Below are 17,179 nucleotides of genomic sequence, written 5' to 3'. Positions count from 1 at the left end.
CTGTGGCTGATTTATGGCGGTTGTGTGTGGGTGGCCTTCGGGCCAGCCGGGTTTTCTCCTATTGCCCCGGTCTTGCAGCCCTGCACACGACCGCCACCATTACTTGCAAGGTATTGAATGGCGGTATCTTTCAAGCAAAGGGAGCAGTGCCATGTTAAAGATCGTCCGGATCCACCGTCATCCAATCCTTCCCCTTATCATCTTGAAGACACCCTGATCCAGGCAGCGGAATATGTACGCTGCGCCCTGATCGTAGCCCATCAGTCGGTGCTGGCCTCGCATCCGCATTCGCTCGGTGCAACGCTGGCGCTGACGGCGGTGCACGAGATGGAAACCGTGCGCGCGCTGCTGGACTCGGCGTTGGCGCAGGTACAGATACCAGGTGAGCCGCAGACACGGCATTGAGGTGGCGCATCCTGCGGGCAGCCACCAGGTGTCCGGCGCAAGCTTTGCAGTGCCTGGGATTTCGAGCGCCGCCCGCGCGGCGCATCGCTGGCAAGCCAGCTCCCACATTTATTTCGGGCCAGTCTGTCCTGTGAGGTTATCGCTGTCCGCCTTGGTGCATGTCTTGAGACAGGTAGGACGCCAGTGGTGCACACGCTGAAACCGCGTCGTACCGACAAGGCGTACAGCCGCGGCGGCGAAGGCATAACTGGCCCGAAATAAATGTGGGAGCTGGCTTGCCAGCGATGCGCCGCGCGGGCGGCGCTCGATCTGATAGGCGCTGCAAGGCTTGCGGCGGATACTTGGAGGCCCTGATGCGGTCAACAACCTTTGCGCCCAAAAGACCCTTAAACGGCTGGTAGCAAGGGTGATGTACCACGAAGTTGAAGTATCAAGTCACAGTTAGCAGTTGGTGGGGCCTGACTCACCGGGTGACACTTTCTCGCTCTGAAACGGGAGGTCTGGATCATGGCTATGCACAACCCGCCTCACCCCGGCGAAACCCTGCGTGAAGATGTCCTGCCGACCTTGGGCCTGACGGTCAAGGCGTTCGCCGAGCATCTGGGTTTCTCGCGTGAGGCGCTGTCGCGGGTCCTTCATGGCCGAGCAGCGGTTTCTCCGGACCTGGCGGTACGCCTGGAAATGGCCGGCATCAGCACGGCGCGGCTGTGGCTGACGATCCAGGTGGACTACGACATCTGGCAGGCGCGCCAGCGTCAGCAACCGGTGATCACGCGGTTGCATCAAGCCGCTTGAAAAAAGCCCGGGGTGCAGGCCCCGGGCTTTTACCTGAGTGTCGCACGAGGCTGTCAGGCCACTGCCTCACGACCGGCACTGGCCACCTTGGTATGGCGCAAGGTCGGAATCAGGAACGCAATCGCCAGCACGCACGCGCTGACCAGCATCACGAAGCCACCATCCCAACCGAAGTGGTCGACGGTGTAGCCCATCGCCGCGCTGGCCGCGACCGAGCCGCCCAGGTAGCCGAACAACCCGGTGAAGCCTGCCGCGGTACCGGCGGCTTTCTTCGGCGCCAGTTCCAGCGCCTGCAGGCCGATCAGCATCACCGGACCGTAGATCAGGAAGCCGATGGCAAACAACGCGATCATGTCGATGGTCGGGTTGCCCGGCGGGTTGAGCCAGTACACCAGGGTGGCCACGGTCACCAGGGCCATGAACACGATGCCGGTCAGGCCACGGTTGCCGCGGAAGATCTTGTCGGACATCCAGCCGCACAGCAGGGTGCCGGGAATGCCGGCCCACTCGTAGAAGAAGTAGGCCCACGAGGTGGTGTCGACGCTGAAGTGCTTGGCTTCCTTCAGGTAGGTTGGCGCCCAGTCCAGCACGCCGTAGCGCAGCAGGTAGACGAACACGTTGGCCAGGGCGATGTACCACAGCAGTTTGTTGCACAGCACGTACTGGACGAAGATCTGCTTGGCGCTGAACTCCTGCTCGTGGCTCTCATCGTAGCCTTCGGGGTAGTCGTTCTTGTACTGCTCGACCGGTGGCAGGCCGACCGACTGCGGAGTGTCGCGCATGGTGGCGAAGGCGAACACGGCCACCAGCACGGCGACCGTGGCAGGCACGTAGAAGGCCGCGTGCCAGTCGTTGGTCCAGGCCAGGCCCAGCAGGAACAGCGGGCCGATCAGGCCGCCGCCGACGTTATGGGCGACGTTCCACACCGACACCACGCTGCCGCGCTCCTTCTGCGACCACCAGTGCACCATGGTCCGGCCGCTTGGCGGCCAGCCCATGCCCTGGGCCCAGCCGTTGATGAACAGCAGCACGAACATGATCGTCACGCTGGACGTGGCCCAATGCGCGAAACCGAAAATGAACATTACCCCGGCCGAGATCAGCAGGCCGAAGGGCAGGAAGTAGCGTGGGTTGGAGCGGTCCGAAACCAGGCCCATGAGGAACTTGGACAAACCGTAGGCGATGGCGATGGCGGAGATCGCCAGGCCCAGCTGGCCGCGGGTGTAGCCCTCTTCCTCGATGAGGTAGGGCATGGCCAGGGAGAAGTTCTTGCGCAGCAGGTAGTAGCCGGCATAGCCGAAAAAGATCCCGGCGAAGATTTGCCAGCGCAGGCGGCGATAGGTGCTGTCGACGCGCTCGTCGGGCAGCGGCGCCTGGTGCGCGGCAGGGCGGAAGAAGGCAAACATGTGAAGCTCCCAGCTTGTTATAGGTATGCGAAATCGAATATTACATTTTCGTTACGGAAAAAATCTCGGTTTTAGGCCGGGTGGTTGTTCTTTTGTGAAAGCCTGCGCATGGGTGATTACGGCAGCGCAAGGCATCCTCTGACATTGATGATGGCGATTGGCTACGAACTGGTCAGTTGTGGACCACTTTTCCGGCTCTACTACGGACGGAAGAGCCAATCCCATGGATATTCACGCAACGCCAATCGACCGCGCCACGCTGCTGCCCCACCTGCACCTCGGTCAGGAAAATCATCCCGGCTGGCCCTCGGTGCTGTTCGGCACCACGGCCCGTGCCGGGACCTCGGTTGACGCCTCGCTCGCGGTCTTTCATTTCAAGCGGTTCCTGTTGTGTAGCGGTCGCCTGGACGCTGCCCGCTATGTGCGTGATCGAGCGCGTCTGGCCTGGTGTGACCTGGATCACTATGTGTTGTACCTGCCGCTGCAACGTGGGCTGGCCGGCGGCAATGGCCTACGCGTGCGCGTGCAGGATGTAGTGGTGCTGGACCTGGCCCAGCCGGCGGCATTCGGCATGGCCGCAGGCGAGGGGCTGAGCCTGGTCATCCCGCGCGTAGTGGTGCCCCATGCCAAGGGGCAACTCCATGGCCTGCGATTGTGCCGGCAAAGCACGATGGGCGGCCTTCTGGGGCGCCTGCTGGCGTCGCTGGCGGTGGCCGCACCGCGCCTGACCGAGGATGACTGCACACGGCTGACCGAGCCCTTGCTCCATGTGATCGCCGCGTGCCTGGCCAGCGCGGTGACCGACCCTGCGCTTGTCGTACCGGACGCCGAGACCTTGGGGCGGCGCGCCCGTCGTTACATCGAGGGCAACCTGCAGCGTGACGACCTTACCCCGGCCGTTGTGGCCAAGGCACTGGGTACCTCGCGCAGCCAGTTGTACCGGGCGTTCGAACCGTTCGGCGGGGTAGCGCGCTATCTGCTGCAACGGCGTCTGCGGCGTTGCCTGCTGGCGTTGGGCGAGCCCGCCAATGCCGGGCGGCGTATCGGCGACCTGGCTTATGTCTACGGGTTCACCGACGAAGGGCATTTCAGCAAGGCGTTTCGCAAGGCCTTCGGCCTGTCGCCCCGTGCCGCCCGGAGGGCGCTGCAGCGCGGTGAGCTGAGTGCCAGTTACGCCGCGGCGAGCGGCGCGCACGCCCCGCCTTCACTGGCCCGTTGGCTGCATGAACTGGCTGGCCAGTAACCCCCGCATCCTGGGACGGCTGACCAGGTTTTTGGGACGCCCAGCCCCGGACAGTGCGTGGCCCTGACCGTAATCTGGATTCAACGGGTAACCCAACCACCCTTCAATCCGGTGCCGTCGTCAGGGCCTGAACCTGCAACGCACGAACTGCGAAGCCACCCGGACGGCATCGGCACCGCAACAGACAAGGAGCGTCGGACGTGGCGAATCAATCCCTCCACCACCTCATCCAGAGCATCGCCGGCGCGGTCGCAGAGGCGCAGGACAAGATCCAGCGTTTTCAGGTATCGACCGTGCGCCAGTACTTCGACGAAGACAACCGACCGGTGAGCATCGATGTGCGCCTGCCGTCCCATTCGCCCGAAGCGCGCGAAGGCGAGGAGCGCGTGGTGCGTGTGCCGCTGCTGTCGCTGGTGGGGGCACGGCTGATGGCCGTCAAGGACATGGAAATCTCGTTCGAGGTAGGGCTGAACGCCGATGACGGCTCGGCTGCGAACGTCGGGCCGGCCAATGCCGGCGCCGATGGCTCGGGCTGGCCGAGCGAGAACCACAAGGCTCTGAACGTCGACCTGGGCGTTCGCCGCAATGGTGAAGGCGGGCCACTGGCGCGCGTCACCCTCAAAGTCGAAACCCAGCCCCCGTCGGAGGGGATGGCTCGGCTGCTGCAAAACCTCGATAAATTGATCTAGGAGACACAGAAATGGCTAACTTCTCGATGGGTGACCAGTTCCGCGGCCTGCCCATGGGCGACCTGATCGGTGGTCCGCTGACCGCCGCCTGCGACGCCCAGGTCCGCCTGGCCAACGCTACCGCCGACTTCATCAAGGTGATCGGCTTCCTGCCACCGGCGCCTGACCCGAACAACACCGACCCCAACCGGGTGGGTGATGTGCGTACGGTCAGCTTCCGCTTCGACCGTCCCTCCACCAGCAAGCCCGACGACGGCACCATCCCCATGGAACGGGTCGAGTTGGAAGTACCGCTGCTGGCGGTGGTCAAGGTGCCGAACCTGTCGATCAACAAGGTCGACATCACCTTCGACATGGAGGTGAAGAACTCCGAGCAATCGCGCGAAGCCACCGACGCCCAGGCGGCGATGTCGGCCGAGGCCAGTGTGGGCTGGGGGCCGTTCAGCGCCAAAGTCAACATCTCAGGCTCGGTGTCCTCGCACAAGGAGAACACCCGTTCCACCGACCAGTCGGCCAAGTACCACGTCGAGGTGCACGCCGCCGACGACGGAATGCCGGAAGGGCTGGCCCGGGTGCTGGACATGATCTCGCAGTCGGTTGCGCCAAAAGCCATCACCCAGCAGTAAAGGGTGAGCGGCCCAGCGTCAGCCCTGGGTTCGCCTGAGCCTTGACCGGGGGTTGGCCGTCAGTCTTTTCCGGAAAGGAGTTCCGTGATGTTCGATCTAACGGACGTGGGATATGTGAAACGCATCGTCGTCGGCAGCACCGATCCGGAGAAGCTGACGTCGCAGGATGTGATCCAGGCGCAGACCGCGCTGCTCAACCGCTGTCTCTGCGAGCCGCCGAAGGGGCGCATCGTCGGCATCGAGAAGAGCTTCAACCTGCTCAACATCGGCGAGCACCAGGTGGTGCTGCAGTCGCTCATCTACCACGTGGGCTTCGCCCGTCGGCCGTTCTGGCTGCCTGACGAGCAGGAGGCCTCGTGATGAACCACCTCGAAGAATTCGTCCAGGCCCTCGGCGGTGCCATGGCCGGCGCCCAGCAGGTCACAGGGGCGCGTTGGCCGGGCATCCGCATCGCCCAGATGGAGGTGTCGCTGGCCGCGACCGTCGAGCCAGGCGATGTCTCGGGCTGCCTGGCGTTGCGGGTCGGCCGCCCGCCACGCGGTAAGCAGACCTTGCATGAACTGAGCATTGTCGTGCCCGGCGATGCCCATGCGGCGATCGTCGTGCGCCTCGATGGCGAGCTGTTCGGGCACTACCGGAGGCCCGCTGATGGCCAGGCGAACTGACCGCTCGATGCGGCTGCTGCTGTCAACCCAGGAGACTCGAACCATGCGCACGATCCTGAAGAAAAAAACCGCGCAACCGGCGCGTATGTCCACCACCAGACGCGTGCTGTGCGCCATCGGTGCTGCGGTGCTGTCTGCGCTGGTGGCTCTGGGCGCGATCCAGCCTGACCTGGCCCTGAGCATCGCCAAGTGGGCGGGGCTGGTGCTGGCGTTCTGAACCCTGCATTCAACCAACAAGGAGAGTCACCATGAAACAGTTGGCAACTGCACTGGTGGGGGCGTTGGCCCTCACCAGCCTGGCAACGGCCTGGGCCGTCGAGTACCGCGGCACCTTCAAGGACGATGGCCGCGACATCCCCGTCGTCCTGGACATTGAACCCGCCGCCGGGTTGGGGGATCGCGCCGGCAAGGTGCGTTTCAACGGCAATTGGAAATGCGGCTTCGACCTGGAGTACAGCGGGGCCAACGGGCAGGTCAACAGCTATGGCCTGGATGGCGCAGGCGCTGGCCTGTGCGGGCAACTGGCGCAGGGCTACCTGCAGAGCAGCCAGGGTGGCGGTGGCTTGCAGGTGCAACTGTTTACCCAACGCAACAAGCTGGCTTACAGCCTGACGCTCTTGCCATCCGGTAAGTAGCGCCAACCCCCACGACACCTCTCGCTTCGACACCAAGGCACGGCCTGCCCGCTGCCCCACGGGGAGCGGCTTGCCCGAAAAAGGAGCAGACCATGTGCATCACCAACACCGTAGGAACCGGCGGTAGCAATGCGCCCGCCGATGTGCGCAGCCTGCAACTGCTGCTCAACCTCAACAGCGGGCAACGCGGCTTCAGTTGCGCGCTCGGCACCGATGGCCTCTGGGGCGCAGGCACGCGCAGCGCCCTTGAGAGCTTCCAGCAAATCATCGGCAGCCCGGCCGGCAAACCGGTAGCGCCGGGCGACACGACCCTGGCCGCCTTGCGGGTCGGGCTGCCCGGCGGGCTCGGCGTGGCCAAGCTGTGGTTGGCGCTGATCAATGCCAGCAGCGCACGCATCACGGCGTTCCATCAGCCGTTGCTGGAGGTGCTGACCCGCTACCGCATCGACACGCCACTGCGTATTGCTCACTTCCTCGCCCAGATCGCCCATGAGAGTGGCTGCCTTCGATACACCGAAGAGCTGGCCAGCGGGAGTGCCTACGAAGGGCGCAAGGACCTCGGCAACCTGCAGCCGGGCGACGGCCCGCGCTTCAAGGGTCGTGGCCTGATTCAGCTCACCGGCCGCGCCAACTATCGCCAGTACGGCCAGTACTGCACGCGCGACTTCGAGAACAAGGACGACCCCGCCCTGGTGAGCAGCGACCCGGCCCTGGCGGTGGATGTCGCCGGCTGGTTCTGGGCCAACCGCAAGCTCAACGACTGGGCCGACAAGGATGACCTGCGCGAAGTCACCCGGCGCGTCAACGGCGGCTTCAACGGCCTCGATGATCGTGCCGCTTATCTAGCCCGGGCCAAGTGGCTGCTGCTCGGCTGACCCCACTCCCGCTTTCCGCCGGCAGCGGCGGAGCCAGAGGACAACAACGTCCTGTCACTGCAAAAAGGAGCTTCAAGATGAAAAAGACTTTCGTAGCAACCCCTGCACGTGCCGTGCTGGCTGGTCTGGCGATTATCGGCAGCTTGGCCTTCACCCTGGTGCCGATGGCGCCTGCCCAGGCCGCCGTGCAATGCCCGCAACCCAACTCGGGCGGCGCGCCCGCGGTCAACCAGCAGCATGTGTTCTGTGGTGAGGTTCAGGTGCAGGCTGCCGGCAACCGGGCCAAGGGCTTTCACAGCAGGCCGAACGGCCAGTCGCCTGCCACCGTGACCTTTACCGCTGCCACCACCAATACCCCGCGTGGTCCGGCCGGGATCTACGTGCTGCGCAACTTCAACATCACCCAAAATGGCGCGACCGGCACCAAGACCGTCTCCACGATGTTTCCTGACACTTGCTCACAAGCCAACGTGGTGGCGGCCATCCAGAACGCGTACAACAACCGCACCGGGCTGGTAAACGGCGAGTTCCACGGGCCGTCGGGGGCGAGTTGCCAGGCGGGCAACCCGGCGGCGTCCTTCAACATCGTCGGCTATATGAACGCCAGTGGCACGGTGGTGACCACCGCCTATCCTGACTACTGATTCTGCGTCACTCTCTGCAGGGCCGGGCGTGATGCCCGGCTCTTTTCGTCAGCACAACAAAGGAGTTTGCTGATGTCCAACATCCCATCCAGCAGTCTGCAGCAGTTCCTGGACGATGAGGTGACGGCCGTGGCACGCGAGCATTTGCTGGAAAAGGCCCTTGCCGCGCGCCTCAACCGAGTGGTGGAGCCCTACAGTGGCAATGCCTACCATGTTGCGTTCGAAGAGGACACGGTGGTGATCGAGCACTATTACATCGAAGGCTGGCCGGCCGTACACCTGCCGTTGCAGGATTTCATCAAAGCCTTGGAGTCGTTTGCAGGCAAGGCCTGAACGCGCCTTGCAAAATGTGCATGGCGCTAGCCAGGTGCTCAACGCGAGCGCTGCACGCTCGTGTTGAGCACCTGAAAAGCCCTGGCGCCCCTACGGCTCGCGAGTCACCCGCCACAGGGTGTTGGCCAGGTCGTCGGCAATGATCAACGCCCCCTTCGGGTCGACGGTCACCCCCACGGGCCGGCCACGGGTCTTGCCGTCCCCGCCAAGAAAGCCCGTGGCGAAATCCACCGGCTTGCCGGCCGGCTTGCCGTCGCGAAACGGCACGAAGATCACCTTGTAGCCCACCGGGTTCGGCCGGTTCCAGCTGCCGTGTTCACCCACGAACACACCGTCGGCGAAGGTGTCGCCCATGGCCGGGTTGGAGAAGGCCACGCCCAGCGCCGCCACATGCGAGCCGAGGCTGTAGTCGGGCTTGATCGCGGCTTTCACCTTGTCCGGGTTCTGCGGCCGCACGCGGTCATCGACGTTCTGGCCCCAGTAGCTGTATGGCCAGCCATAGAACGCGCCTTCCTGCACCGAGGTCAGGTAGTCCGGCACCAGGTCCGGGCCCAGCTCGTCGCGCTCGTTGACCACTGCCCACAGTTTGCCGTCGCGTGGTTGGATGGCCAGCGCGGTCGGGTTGCGCAGGCCGGTGGCATAAGGCCGGTGGGCACCGGTCGCAGCGTCCACCTGCCAGACCATGGCGCGGTCGACCTCCGCCTCCATGCCGCGCTCGGTGATATTGCTGTTGGAGCCGATGCCGACGTACAGGTAGCGGCCGTCGGGGCTGATGGCCAGCGACTTGGTCCAGTGGTGGTTGATCTCGGCGGGCAGGTCGGTGACCTTGGTCGGCGGGCCACCGGCCTGGGTCTGGCCGTCCTGGTAATCGAAGCGCACCAGCGCGTCCTGGTTGGCCACGTACAGCTTGCCGTCGGCATAGGCCAGGCCATAGGGGGCATTGAGGTGTTCGGCGAATACCGTCTGCAGTTCGTAGCGGCCATCACCGTCGGCGTCGCGCAGCAGGGTAAGGCGGTTGCCGCCCTTGACCTGGGTGTTGCCCTTGGCCTTGATCTGGCTGGCGATCACGTCCTTGGGCTTGAGCTTGGCGGCGTTGCCGCCACGGCCTTCGGCAACGAGGATGTCGCCATTGGGCAACACCAGGGTCTGGCGTGGGATCTTCAGGTCGGTGGCGATGGCGCTGATGCGGTAGCCCTGGGGCACCTGGGGTTTTTGCTCACCCCAGGCGGCCGGCTGGGCGATCTTCATGCTTGGCAGCAGCCCGCGTTCGGGGGCCGGCAATTTCGGGTCCGGACCATGGGCCTGGGTCTTCTCGCCGTCGCCGCCACAGGCGCTGAGCAGCAGGGCCATGCTCAGGGCGCTCAATGCGTGCTTCATGCTTCGCCCTCCGTGCGCAGGCGGGTCAGGCCGGCCCAGGTGGCGATCATGGCCAGCACCGTGACCACTACTGACAGCACCAGGCCTGCGGGCATCACGGCCCAGGCGTCCTTGGCGTGCTCGAAGGCGTTGACCAGGCCCAGTACCCAGGTGACCAGCAGCAACAGCACGTACAGCAGCGGGCGACCGGCCTTGCGTGGCGCCCGGATCAGGTTGGCCAGGGCAAACAGCAGCGCCAGGCCACTGGATAGCAGGGCCCCGGCGATCAGCCAGGCGGCGAAGTTGCTCCACTGGATCTGGTAGCTCTGGTAGTAGGCAATGTCGCTGAGCAGGGCGCCGAGAAACAGCGGCACGCTGCCGGCGAGCAGGGTCGCGTGCAGCGGCCCTGGGGTGCAACGGGGGAGGGTGGTAGTGGTCACTGGCTAGGCTCCTTGTCGATCGACGATCCTGGGTCGAGGGTGCTTAGGTGAGGATCGTGATCGAGGTGCAATAGTTCAGTGGCGTTTGCCGTTGGCTTTACGGGCGCCTGCAGGAGCCTGGGTCTTGCCTGGGAAATTCAGTCGAGCACGGGCCGCAGGAAGCTGCGCTCATAGCTGAGGATGAAACGCTGCTCGGTGGCCAGGGCAAAGGCGGCGATGCACTCGGGGTCGGTTTCCGAAGCTTTGCGGTACTGCTCGTAGGCCGCCAGGCTGGGGAAGCTGAACAGGGCATAGGCGACATTGTTGGCGCCTTCGCTGGGCAGGAAGTAGCCATGGTGGCTGCCGCCCATGCGGTTGACCAGGCCGATCCACAGCTTGCCATAGGCTTCGAAGGCGGGGACCTGGTAGGGGTCGATGATGTACTTGAGGTGGCAGGTGATCATTGCACGCAATCCTTTGGGTGAGCCGGGGAGGCTCACCTTACCGTGCACGGGAGTGGGCGGCTAGGGCCTGGCCTGGCGCCAGATCAATTGCTCGGTGGGATACCCCTGCTTGCGCGCCAGCGCCAGTAGCTGGTCGCGGGTCTGGTCGCTGACGGTCGCGGTGCGCGACAGCAGCCACAGGTATTCGCGGTTCGGGTGGCCGACCAGTGCCACGCGGTAATCCGCATCGTGGTACAGCACCCAATACTCGCCTTTGGTCAGGTTCGGTGCCAGGCGGCTGAACCAGTTGTCGAAGCGCACCCAGAGCTTGTCGGTGCGGCCGGGCACCTGCGCCTCGGCGATGCCATTGGCCTGGTTCCATTGGCCGTCCTTTTCCAGGCAGCGGTTGGTGACGTCGATGCGCCCGTCCTCGCGCAGGCCATAACGGGCCTCGGACTGCACGCAATTGCGCTGGAAGAACATCGGCAGGCGCGCCAGTTCATACCAGGTGCCCTGATAGCGCTGGAGCTCGACCTGTTGCGTGGTGGGCGGTGGCTGCTCGTCGCGGGCGCTGGTGCAGCCCGTGAGCGCGAGGGTAAGGCAGCAGCAAAACGGCACGGCCAGGCGCATCGCCATGGGAAACCTCCTGAAGGGGGGAAAGGCTCACATGGCTTTCGATGCGCGGGCCGGCCAAAGGTTTTACTGGGCTGGGCGGGAAGTTTCCACGCTCAGTACTTCGGTAAAGATGGCTTCGACGGTCTGGTCGACCTTGAGGTTTTTCATCCGTGCCTGCAGTTCGGGATTCTCGACCTTGACCACCTGCAGTTTGCCTTCGGGCGGCAGCAGGGTGACTTCATGAGTGTTCAGGTCGATCTTCTTGATCTGCGAGGTGACCTTGACCTGGCGGAAAGCCTCGCCACCTGGGTTGGGGTTGGCCGCGGTGGCGCGGATGGTGCCCGATTCCTCGGAGGCCTTGGGCGCGCCGCCGACATTGGTGTTCAGTACATAGGCGATGGCACGGGTGACTTTGATGTCGACCTGGTCGCCGACCTTGAGGTTGGGCAGGGCCTTGGCCTGTTCGGTGAGCTGGAAGGTCACGTCCTTGTCGTGGGGACCCTTGACCGTGACCTGGCGGTTGGGCAGGTCGATCTTGGTCACTTCGGTGGTGATATGGCTTTCCAGCGCCTCGCTGGCGATGGGCAGTTCGGCCGCGTGGGCGGTGAGGCTGGCCGCGCCGATGAGCGAGGTGAAAGCGATGGCGCGGGCGAGAGTCGAGTTCATTGGCCTGTCTTCCTTGTGGTCGATACCGATGGGTGGTTCGCGTTGAGCAAGCATAGACAGTAGTTGGCCGGTGTGTGGCCCGCTTACAAGGCTGGCTGTTCCAGGGCCTTGGCGCCGGATACGCTCACCGCCCCGGGCAGTGTCACGGCATTCTTGGCGGCCAGCACTTCGGCCATCACGCTCACCGCGATCTCCGCCGGGGTCTTGCTGCCGATGTAGATGCCGATGGGGCCATGCAGGCGTTGCAGCGAAACCTCGCTCTCGCCGAAATGGTCAATCAAGCGCTCGCGGCGCAGTTGGCTGTTGCGCCGCGAGCCGATGGCGCCAATGTAGAACGCCGGGCTGTGCAGGGCCTCGAGCAGCGCCAGGTCGTCGAGCTTGGGGTCATGGCTGACGGCGATGATGCAGGTACGCAGGTCTGCGTTGAAGGCGCGTACCGCATCGTCCGGCATGCCCTTGAGGTGCTCGACGCCGGCCACCGCCCAGGTGGCCATGTGTTCGGGGCGAGGGTCGCACACCGCCACCCGAAAACCGTTGAACAAGGCCATGGTCGCCAGGTATTCGGCCAGTGCCCCGGCGCCGATCAGCAGCATGCGGTAGCCGGGACCGAGGGTGTTGACCATGTGCTGGCCGTCGAAGCTGAACTGCTCGGGGGTGGCGGTGGCTGCCAGGCTCACCGCGCCGCTTTGCAGGGCCAGTCGGCGGCGCATCAGCCGGCCCTGGTCGAGGTGCTCCAGCAGTTGCAGCAGGGGCAACGCGGCCGGTTCGAATTCCAGGATCAGCTCCAGGGTGCCGCCACAGGGCAGGCCGAAGCGGTGGGCCTCGTCGGCGCTGACGCCATAGCGAATCACCTCGGGCCTGCCCTGAGGCAGGCCGGGGCCGCCATAGGCGGTGGTGTAGCGATGAATCAGGTCGTCTTCGATGCAGCCGCCGGACACGCTGCCAACCACCCGGCCATCGTTGCGCAGCGCCATCATCGAGCCGACCGGGCGAGGGGAGGAGCCCCAGGTGCGGGCGACAGTGGCGAGCAGCACGCGGTGCCCGGCCTGGAGCCAGTCGTGGGTGGTGCGCAGGACCAGCAGGTCGATGCTTTCCATGGTGTCCTCGGTTGTCTGTGCTCCACGCTTCACACGTGGGAGCGGGCTTGCCCCGCGATGGCGGTATCAGCGCATATGCAGGATGATCGGGCTGCTGCTGGCAGGGTCGGTATGCCCGCGCAGCTCGCCCACCGCCTTGGCCTGCACCGCGCCACCCTGATTGCCCCAGGCACTGCGGGCGAAACTCAGCACCTCGGCGATCTCCCGGTCCGACAGCTGCTCGCGGAACGCCGGCATGCGGTAGGCGTCCGGCACCCCGGCGGCGACGATGCGCTGCGAGCCGTTGAGGGTGATGTTGATCGCCGAGGCATTCTCTGCGGCCAGCATCGAGGTGGCCCCCGCCAGCGGCGGCATCCACTCGGCCTGGCCCTTGCCATCCGCGCCATGGCAGCTGGCGCAACGGGTCGCGTAGGTGTGCGCGCCGGGCGCATCAGGTGCGGCGGCCGTCGCCTGGTACTGCCAGGGCGCACCATCACGTCGAGGGTCACCGGGCAATGCCTTGAGGTAGCGGGCGATCGCGCCCAGGTCGTCGTCGCTCATGAACTGCGTGGAGTTGTTGAACGCCTCGGTCATCGAGCCGTACACCACCGCATGGCGATTGCGCCCGGTCTTGAGGAACTGCACGATCTCGGCTTCGCTCCAGCGCCCGAGCCCGGTGTTGTGGTCCTGGCGCAGGCTCGGCGCGTACCAGCCATCGAGCAGGGCCCCGGCGAGGAACGGCGCGCCGCTTTCGTCCAGGGCTTTCTCGTTGAAGGCCAGGCCCCGAGGCGTATGGCAACTGCCGCAGTGGCCGGGGCCCTGGACGATGTAGGCGCCGCGATTCCACAGCGGATCCTGGTCGGGTTTCTGCGCATAGGCGGTGGTCGGTGCGAAGAGGCCGTTCCACAGGGCGATGGGCCAGCGCAGGTTCAATGGCCAGGGAATGCTGCTGGGTATATTGGCTTCGGCTGCCGGTTGCACGCCCTTCATGAAGAACGCGTAGAGCGCCCGCACATCGTCATCGCTGAGCTTGGCATAGGACGGGTAGGGCATGGCCGGGTACAGCCGTCGCCCTCCCGGCGCGACGCCCTGGCGCACGGCACGGTCGAAGTCGGCCAGGCTGTAGGCGCCGATGCCGTGGTCGCGATCCGGGGTGATGTTGGTGGCATGGATCGCCCCCAGCGGCGTGGCCATTTCCAGGCCTCCGGCAAAGGGCGCCTTGCCCGGCAGGCTGTGGCAGGCCACGCAGTCGCTGAGGCGGGCGACGTATTCGCCGCGGCTGACCAGGGCGGCGTCGGCGCTGTCCGAGGCGCTGAAGGGCGAGGCAGGCTCGCGGGTGACGTACCAGGCCAGCAGGCCTGCCGCGACCAGGCACGGCAAGGCCAGCCAGCCTGCGGTTCTTGCGAATCGGCTGTTGTTCATGGGCTGTCCTTGTCGTGTCAGCTGAAGGTATGGCGGCTCAGGGGCATACTGCGCACGCGCTGGCCGGTAAGCTGCGCCACGGCGTTGGCCACCGCGGGCGCCACCGCCGGCAGCGGCGGTTCACCGATGCCGCCCATCTTCGCCCCGCTCTCGACGATGCGCACATGCACCCGGGCCATGCGCGATGGCGGCAGCATCGGGTACAGGTCGTAGTTGCGCGCCCGTGGCATGCCGTTCAGCCACACCGATTCTTCCAGCAGCACCTGGGACAGGCCCAGGGATACCGCGCCGTTGACCTGGGCCTCGATGATCGCCGGGTTGACGATGCTGCCCGGGTCGATGGCCTGCCAGATGTCGTGCACCTTGACCTGGCCACCCTCCAGCGACACTTCGGCGATGACCGCCGCCTCCGAGCCGAACGGCGAGGCCATGGCCACGCCGCGGGCGCGCTTGCTGCCGTCCTCGGCGGTGAACGGGCCGCGCTTCCAGCCGCCGGACAGCTCGCCCACCGCCTGCAGCAGGGCGGTCAGGCGTGGGTTGTCCCGCAGTAGCTGCAGGCGCAGCTCGAAGGGATCGTGGCCGCCCTTGTCGGCCAGCTCGTCGAGGAACGACTCGTAGAAGAAGTCGTTCAGCGAATTGCCCACCGAGCGCCAGTAGCCGAGCATGGCCGGGCCTTTGACATAGATCTGCGCGATGCGTTTGTTGGCGATGGCGTAGGCCTTGCCCGACAGCCCTTCCAGGGCTGTGGGATCGACCGTGTCGCCCTGCTTGCCAGCAATGGCCTCGGTCGGGCCTTCGGTGGCGCTGATCGCCTCGATGGCCACCGGCAGGCCTTTCTCGTCCAGCGCGGCGCGGAACTTGACCACGGCCATGGGGCGCATGGCATCGCGCAGGAACTCCTCCTCGCGGCTCCAGATCAGTTTCACCGGCCTGCCGACCGCCTTGGCCAGGGCGATAGCCTGCGGGTAGGGGTTGGCCGAGTCATACAGGAAGTGCCGGCCGAAGAAACCACCGAGCAGTGGCGAATGCAGGGTGATCCGCGCCGGGTCCAGGCCGGTGCGCTTGGCGATGTCGGCGCGGAACATGTCCTGGGCCTGGTTGGGCAGCCACACTTCCAGCGAGCCGTCGGGGTTGAAACGGGCGGTGGCGGAGGGCGGCTCCAACTGCGCGTGGTTGAGGAACTGGTTGTGGTAGGTGGCCTCGACCTTGGTCTTGGCCCCGGCCAGGGCGCCGGCGACATCGCCCTGGTTTTCCTCGTCGCGGCTCGGCCCGGTCTGGGCGGCCAGGTGTTCGCGCCAGCCATCGCTGGAAAAATCGGCAGGCATCGGCCGCACCTGGCTGTCGGCGGCCACTTCCTTCCAGTCCACCTGCAGCGCTTCCACCGCGCGCTTGGCGTGCCACCAGCGTTCGGCGACCACGGCGACCGCACCGGGCAGTTGATGCACCGAGTGCACGCCCTTCATCGCCTTGACCTGTTCCTCGTTGCGCAGGTTGTCTACGGTCATGCCCAGGCGCGGGGCATGCTGCACGGCGGCGTGGAGCATGCCGTCGACCTTGACGTCGATGCTGTAGACGGCCTTGCCGGTGGACTTGTCGTAGGCGTCGAGGCGCTGCACCGGCTTGCCGATCCAGCGGAACTGGCTGGGGTCGCGCAGCTTGACGCTGGCAGGGTCGGGCACCGGCAGGTCCATGGCCTTGGCGGCCAGTTCGCCGTAGCCCAGCGCACGGCCCGAGGCCGCGTGCACCACCTTGCCAGGCTCGGTGCTCAATTCACCAACTGGCACGCCCAACTGCTCGGCGCCGGCCTGCAGCAGCATGGCGCGGGCCAGGGCGCCGAGGCGGCGCATGGTCGGGTAGCTCATGCGCACCGACATGCTGCCGCCGGTGATGCGCAGGCCGTTCTCCATCACCACGTAGGCCTCGCCCGCTGGCGCGCTTTCGACCACGAAGGTGGCTGGGTCGGCGTCCAGTTCCTCGCCGATGATCTGCGCCATGGCCGTGTTGACCCCTTGCCCGCCCTCCATGAACGGGCTGAGCAGGTGCACGCTGCCGTCCGCGCGGATTTCCAGGAAGGCCGGCACCTGGGTGCCGCGCTCAGTGGTCGCGGCTGCGGCCTGTACCCGCGCCGAGCCCAGCGGCAGGCCGAAGCCCAGCACCAGTGCGCCGATGGCGCTGCCGGCAAGAAAGCGCCGACGCGACAGGTTGACCGTTTCGCCGCTGCGCAGCCGTGCCAGGTCGTCAGGGGTGTCGATACGCGCGTTCATCAGGCGTTCTCCCCTTGGGCCAGTTCTTGCACGGCGGCATGGATGGCGTTGTAGGTGCCGCAGCGGCACAGGTTGACCATGGCCGCGTCGATCTGTTCGGTGCTGGGTTTGGGGGTGTGCTTGAGCAGCGCGGTGGCCGCCATCACCTGGCCGGACTGGCAGTAGCCGCACTGGGCCACCTGGTGCTCGACCCAGGCGGCGACCACGCGCTTGCCCACGGCGTCGGCTTCGATGGCCTCGATGGTGGTGACTTCACGACCGACCACGCCGGCCACCGGGGTGACGCAGGCGCGCACCACATTGCCGTCCACCAGCACCGAGCAGGCGCCGCATTGGGCCAGGCCGCAACCGTACTTGGTGCCGGTCAGGCCGAGGTCGTCACGGATCACCCAGAGCAAGGGCGTGTCGGCGTCAGCCTCGACCTGGTAGGTCTGCTGGTTGATTCTTAGTTCCATGGGCTCACCTGCTGATCATCGGTTCTGGAAGCGGGGAATACGCTGTTCCCCAATCCAGAAACGCTAGCACATGGCCCCGTTGCGCAATCGATGCACCCCGCAGGTCCAGAGGATCAGGCAAGCAATCCGGTGGAATGCGCAAGCCTC

22 protein-coding genes are annotated in these 17,179 nt (G+C 65.7%); 12 read left to right on the top strand and 10 right to left on the bottom strand.

Annotated elements, in window-relative coordinates:
- The first annotated feature begins 117 nt into the window (after nt 1-117).
- On the top strand, nt 118-405 hold the full coding sequence (locus ACVWY1_RS05350) for a hypothetical protein (protein WP_457377896.1): 288 nt from the start codon (nt 118-120) through the stop codon (nt 403-405).
- Nucleotides 406-912: 507 nt separating this feature from the next.
- On the top strand, nt 913-1,200 hold the full coding sequence (locus tag ACVWY1_RS05345; protein ID WP_046856273.1) for a HigA family addiction module antitoxin: 288 nt from the start codon (nt 913-915) through the stop codon (nt 1,198-1,200).
- Between the two features lie 53 nt (nt 1,201-1,253).
- On the opposite strand, the gene glpT is transcribed toward ACVWY1_RS05345, so the two are convergent.
- Entirely contained in the window at nt 1,254-2,606 is a 1,353-nt protein-coding gene (gene glpT / locus ACVWY1_RS05340; protein ID WP_046856272.1) for a glycerol-3-phosphate transporter, read from the bottom strand.
- A 223-nt stretch (nt 2,607-2,829) separates the two neighbouring features.
- Between glpT and ACVWY1_RS05335 the strand changes: the two genes are divergently transcribed.
- The 10 genes from ACVWY1_RS05335 to ACVWY1_RS05290 all read left to right on the top strand — a co-directional run bounded on the left by ACVWY1_RS05335 (nt 2,830) and on the right by ACVWY1_RS05290 (nt 8,316).
- On the top strand, nt 2,830-3,849 hold the full coding sequence (locus tag ACVWY1_RS05335) for a helix-turn-helix domain-containing protein (protein WP_110698592.1): 1,020 nt from the start codon (nt 2,830-2,832) through the stop codon (nt 3,847-3,849).
- A 200-nt stretch (nt 3,850-4,049) separates the two neighbouring features.
- Nucleotides 4,050-4,538 (top strand): DUF2589 domain-containing protein, encoded by a 489-nt coding sequence (locus ACVWY1_RS05330; RefSeq protein ID WP_110698590.1) that lies wholly within the window; start codon nt 4,050-4,052, stop codon nt 4,536-4,538.
- 11 nt (nt 4,539-4,549) lie between these two features.
- Nucleotides 4,550-5,164, top strand: coding sequence for a DUF2589 domain-containing protein (locus tag ACVWY1_RS05325; RefSeq protein ID WP_110698588.1), 615 nt, complete (start codon nt 4,550-4,552; stop codon nt 5,162-5,164).
- A gap of 87 nt (nt 5,165-5,251) precedes the next feature.
- The gene (locus ACVWY1_RS05320) at nt 5,252-5,524 is read left to right on the top strand and encodes a hypothetical protein (protein ID WP_110698586.1); all 273 of its coding nucleotides are present in this window, start codon (nt 5,252-5,254) and stop codon (nt 5,522-5,524) included.
- A complete protein-coding gene (locus ACVWY1_RS05315; protein ID WP_110698584.1) occupies nt 5,524-5,829 on the top strand; it encodes a hypothetical protein in 306 nt (101 codons plus the stop codon). The genes ACVWY1_RS05320 and ACVWY1_RS05315 overlap by 1 nt, the downstream gene beginning before the upstream one ends.
- A gap of 43 nt (nt 5,830-5,872) precedes the next feature.
- Complete coding sequence (locus ACVWY1_RS05310; RefSeq protein WP_250888410.1) at nt 5,873-6,046, top strand: hypothetical protein; 174 nt, start codon at nt 5,873-5,875, stop codon at nt 6,044-6,046.
- Nucleotides 6,047-6,077: 31 nt separating this feature from the next.
- Complete coding sequence (locus tag ACVWY1_RS05305; RefSeq protein ID WP_457377895.1) at nt 6,078-6,464, top strand: hypothetical protein; 387 nt, start codon at nt 6,078-6,080, stop codon at nt 6,462-6,464.
- A 92-nt stretch (nt 6,465-6,556) separates the two neighbouring features.
- The gene (locus ACVWY1_RS05300) at nt 6,557-7,339 is read left to right on the top strand and encodes a glycoside hydrolase family 19 protein (RefSeq protein WP_139672073.1); all 783 of its coding nucleotides are present in this window, start codon (nt 6,557-6,559) and stop codon (nt 7,337-7,339) included.
- A 77-nt stretch (nt 7,340-7,416) separates the two neighbouring features.
- Nucleotides 7,417-7,983, top strand: a complete 567-nt coding sequence (locus tag ACVWY1_RS05295) for an EndoU domain-containing protein (protein WP_110698576.1) — start codon at nt 7,417-7,419, stop codon at nt 7,981-7,983.
- 72 nt (nt 7,984-8,055) lie between these two features.
- Nucleotides 8,056-8,316, top strand: coding sequence for a hypothetical protein (locus ACVWY1_RS05290; RefSeq protein WP_110698574.1), 261 nt, complete (start codon nt 8,056-8,058; stop codon nt 8,314-8,316).
- A gap of 90 nt (nt 8,317-8,406) precedes the next feature.
- On the opposite strand, the gene ACVWY1_RS05285 is transcribed toward ACVWY1_RS05290, so the two are convergent.
- The 9 genes from ACVWY1_RS05285 to ACVWY1_RS05245 form a co-directional block, all read right to left on the bottom strand.
- Nucleotides 8,407-9,693: a PQQ-dependent sugar dehydrogenase gene (locus ACVWY1_RS05285; protein WP_457377894.1), complete on the bottom strand. Its 1,287-nt coding sequence runs from the start codon at nt 9,691-9,693 to the stop codon at nt 8,407-8,409.
- On the bottom strand, nt 9,690-10,112 hold the full coding sequence (locus tag ACVWY1_RS05280; protein WP_102684433.1) for a DUF2231 domain-containing protein: 423 nt from the start codon (nt 10,110-10,112) through the stop codon (nt 9,690-9,692). The genes ACVWY1_RS05285 and ACVWY1_RS05280 overlap by 4 nt, the downstream gene beginning before the upstream one ends.
- Nucleotides 10,113-10,249: 137 nt before the next feature.
- On the bottom strand, nt 10,250-10,555 hold the full coding sequence (locus ACVWY1_RS05275) for an NIPSNAP family protein (RefSeq protein ID WP_110698570.1): 306 nt from the start codon (nt 10,553-10,555) through the stop codon (nt 10,250-10,252).
- Nucleotides 10,556-10,615: 60 nt separating this feature from the next.
- Entirely contained in the window at nt 10,616-11,170 is a 555-nt protein-coding gene (locus tag ACVWY1_RS05270) for a lipocalin family protein (RefSeq protein ID WP_457377893.1), read from the bottom strand.
- 63 nt (nt 11,171-11,233) lie between these two features.
- Nucleotides 11,234-11,815 carry a hypothetical protein gene (locus ACVWY1_RS05265; protein WP_102684430.1) on the bottom strand — a complete coding sequence of 194 codons (582 nt, stop codon included), beginning with the start codon at nt 11,813-11,815 and terminating at the stop codon, nt 11,234-11,236.
- A gap of 83 nt (nt 11,816-11,898) precedes the next feature.
- Nucleotides 11,899-12,912 (bottom strand): XdhC family protein, encoded by a 1,014-nt coding sequence (locus ACVWY1_RS05260; RefSeq protein ID WP_457377892.1) that lies wholly within the window; start codon nt 12,910-12,912, stop codon nt 11,899-11,901.
- 66 nt (nt 12,913-12,978) lie between these two features.
- Nucleotides 12,979-14,313 (bottom strand): c-type cytochrome, encoded by a 1,335-nt coding sequence (locus tag ACVWY1_RS05255; RefSeq protein WP_457377891.1) that lies wholly within the window; start codon nt 14,311-14,313, stop codon nt 12,979-12,981.
- Between the two features lie 17 nt (nt 14,314-14,330).
- Nucleotides 14,331-16,577: a molybdopterin cofactor-binding domain-containing protein gene (locus ACVWY1_RS05250; RefSeq protein ID WP_457377890.1), complete on the bottom strand. Its 2,247-nt coding sequence runs from the start codon at nt 16,575-16,577 to the stop codon at nt 14,331-14,333.
- Complete coding sequence (locus ACVWY1_RS05245) at nt 16,577-17,032, bottom strand: (2Fe-2S)-binding protein (protein WP_457377889.1); 456 nt, start codon at nt 17,030-17,032, stop codon at nt 16,577-16,579. The genes ACVWY1_RS05250 and ACVWY1_RS05245 overlap by 1 nt, the downstream gene beginning before the upstream one ends.
- Nucleotides 17,033-17,179: the final 147 nt, after the last annotated feature.

Source organism: Pseudomonas sp. TE6288 (genome assembly GCF_054062095.1).
This window is presented reverse-complemented; position numbering and strand designations above follow the sequence as displayed.

Coding starts and splice junctions, on each gene's coding strand:
- ACVWY1_RS05350 (WP_457377896.1), top strand. CDS start 118: ATGGCGGTATCTTTCAAGCAAAGGGAGCAGTGCCATGTTAAAGATCGT.
- ACVWY1_RS05345 (WP_046856273.1), top strand. CDS start 913: ATGGCTATGCACAACCCGCCTCACCCCGGCGAAACCCTGCGTGAAGAT.
- glpT (WP_046856272.1), bottom strand. CDS start 2,606: ATGTTTGCCTTCTTCCGCCCTGCCGCGCACCAGGCGCCGCTGCCCGAC.
- ACVWY1_RS05335 (WP_110698592.1), top strand. CDS start 2,830: ATGGATATTCACGCAACGCCAATCGACCGCGCCACGCTGCTGCCCCAC.
- ACVWY1_RS05325 (WP_110698588.1), top strand. CDS start 4,550: ATGGCTAACTTCTCGATGGGTGACCAGTTCCGCGGCCTGCCCATGGGC.
- ACVWY1_RS05320 (WP_110698586.1), top strand. CDS start 5,252: ATGTTCGATCTAACGGACGTGGGATATGTGAAACGCATCGTCGTCGGC.
- ACVWY1_RS05315 (WP_110698584.1), top strand. CDS start 5,524: ATGAACCACCTCGAAGAATTCGTCCAGGCCCTCGGCGGTGCCATGGCC.
- ACVWY1_RS05310 (WP_250888410.1), top strand. CDS start 5,873: ATGCGCACGATCCTGAAGAAAAAAACCGCGCAACCGGCGCGTATGTCC.
- ACVWY1_RS05305 (WP_457377895.1), top strand. CDS start 6,078: ATGAAACAGTTGGCAACTGCACTGGTGGGGGCGTTGGCCCTCACCAGC.
- ACVWY1_RS05300 (WP_139672073.1), top strand. CDS start 6,557: ATGTGCATCACCAACACCGTAGGAACCGGCGGTAGCAATGCGCCCGCC.
- ACVWY1_RS05295 (WP_110698576.1), top strand. CDS start 7,417: ATGAAAAAGACTTTCGTAGCAACCCCTGCACGTGCCGTGCTGGCTGGT.
- ACVWY1_RS05290 (WP_110698574.1), top strand. CDS start 8,056: ATGTCCAACATCCCATCCAGCAGTCTGCAGCAGTTCCTGGACGATGAG.
- ACVWY1_RS05285 (WP_457377894.1), bottom strand. CDS start 9,693: ATGAAGCACGCATTGAGCGCCCTGAGCATGGCCCTGCTGCTCAGCGCC.
- ACVWY1_RS05275 (WP_110698570.1), bottom strand. CDS start 10,555: ATGATCACCTGCCACCTCAAGTACATCATCGACCCCTACCAGGTCCCC.
- ACVWY1_RS05270 (WP_457377893.1), bottom strand. CDS start 11,170: ATGGCGATGCGCCTGGCCGTGCCGTTTTGCTGCTGCCTTACCCTCGCG.
- ACVWY1_RS05265 (WP_102684430.1), bottom strand. CDS start 11,815: ATGAACTCGACTCTCGCCCGCGCCATCGCTTTCACCTCGCTCATCGGC.
- ACVWY1_RS05260 (WP_457377892.1), bottom strand. CDS start 12,912: ATGGAAAGCATCGACCTGCTGGTCCTGCGCACCACCCACGACTGGCTC.
- ACVWY1_RS05255 (WP_457377891.1), bottom strand. CDS start 14,313: ATGAACAACAGCCGATTCGCAAGAACCGCAGGCTGGCTGGCCTTGCCG.
- ACVWY1_RS05250 (WP_457377890.1), bottom strand. CDS start 16,577: ATGAACGCGCGTATCGACACCCCTGACGACCTGGCACGGCTGCGCAGC.
- ACVWY1_RS05245 (WP_457377889.1), bottom strand. CDS start 17,032: ATGGAACTAAGAATCAACCAGCAGACCTACCAGGTCGAGGCTGACGCC.